This is a genomic window from Qipengyuania aquimaris, from assembly GCF_020171965.1.
Taxonomy (GTDB): Bacteria; Pseudomonadota; Alphaproteobacteria; order Sphingomonadales; family Sphingomonadaceae; genus Qipengyuania; species Qipengyuania aquimaris_A.
This window is the reverse complement of record NZ_JAIUZK010000003.1, coordinates 1-1,722: the sequence shown is the minus strand read 5'-3', so window position 1 is coordinate 1,722 and position 1,722 is coordinate 1. Positions and strand designations below refer to the sequence as shown.

The 1,722-nt window shown below is 61.3% G+C and carries 1 pseudogene; it reads left to right on the top strand.

Annotation, left to right across the window (positions count from 1 at the left end):
• Window positions 1-1,722, top strand: a pseudogene (locus tag LCM24_RS12965) (Ig-like domain-containing protein); the annotation flags it as partial.

Here is a 1,722-nt window from a genome sequence, read left to right as displayed (position 1 = left end):
GGCGAGGTGAACCCGCTGAGCGACACGATCACCATGAGCGTCACCGACGCCACCGGCGACAGCGACGCAACCCCGGGCCAGATCGTCATCTCCATCGTCGATGACATCCCGGTCGCCGAGGACAATGCCAATTCCGTATCGGAAGGTGCCAGCACGAATGGCAATATCATCACCGACGACGACGGCTTCGGTGTCGATGTGGCAGGTGCAGATGGCCTCGCAGGCATTGTCGGCGTAACCAGCGACGGCTCGGGCGACAGCGATACGACCGGCCCGTTCACGGTTACCTCTTCGCTCGGCACGCTGACCGTGCAGGCCAATGGCGACTATACCTACGACAGCTTCGCCAACTCGACCAACGCCAATACGACCGATACCTTCACGTATCAGATCATCGATGCCGACGGCGACATCTCCGAGGCGCAGCTGGTCATCACGATCAACAACGTTTCGGGCAATGTTTCCGACAACGATGCGCTGGTGTTCGAAGCAGGACTGGACGGCATCGGAAGCGACGCAGGTTCGGACAGCGAAATCGACGCGAACGGCCAGATCACCGTTACCGGTGCGAGCGGAACGCTCACCTATTCGCTGACCTCGAGCGCGACCGGAAGCTACGGCACGCTGACCCTCGATCCGGTGACTGGCGAGTACACCTATACGCTTACGGCGCCGGTCGATGGCGACACGCTGTCGCCCGACCAGGGCGGCGACAATGGCGACAATACCGTCAATGCTACTGTGGTTACCGGTTTCGAGACCTTCACCTACCAAGTCGTCGACCAGGACAATAACGTCATCGGCAGCGGCGAAATCCAGGTCAGCATCGTGGACGATGTCCCGACTGCAACCGACCAGACGCTGATCACGGTTGCCGAAGATGCGGCCGATATCGGCGGCAATGTCATGACCGACGGGGTTGCCGATACGGAGGGCGCCGACGGAGCAACCGTTACCGCGATCACGGTCGGTTCGGAAACCGTCGCTGTCCCGCAGGACGGTAATGTGGCGACGCTGACCAATGCGAACGGCACCTATACCATCGACATGGACGGCAACTGGACGTTCAATCCGACCGACAGCCTCGACCAGACGGGCGGTTCGATCGTTGCCGACTTCACCTATACGCTGACGGACGGCGATGGCGATGTCGATACGGGTGCGCAGCCTATCCGCATCGAGGACGGTCAGGCCCCGGGCAATCCTGACGGTTTGGACCTCGCTCTGGACGATCAGAACCTTGCCGACGGCAGCACTCCGGGTGGGGACGATTTCGACCAGGGCACGATCAATTTCGTTCCCGGCTCGGATCCCTTCGCGACGATCGTATTCGGCGATGTACTGGACCTCGGCGGTGACCTCGATTGGGTGCGCACCGGCGATTTCGAGATCGTCGGTTCTGACACCAACGGTCCCGTAGTCACGCTGACTCTCGTGGTGAGCGGTAACGACGCGACGGTCACGGCAACGCTGAACGACAACTATCTAGGCCATGATCTTGCAGGCGACGATCTCGAAGATCTAGGCTTCGTGAACGTGGTCGCCACGGACACGGACGGTGACAAGGCGGTCGGCAGGGTCGATGTCAGCGTTTCGGACGATATTCCCACGGCCGAGGACGACACGAACAGCGTCGTCGAAGGTCTGGACAACTTCACGACCGGCAACGTCTATGACGGCGCAGGCGTGGGCGACAATCCGGACGAGCTTGGCGCGGATACC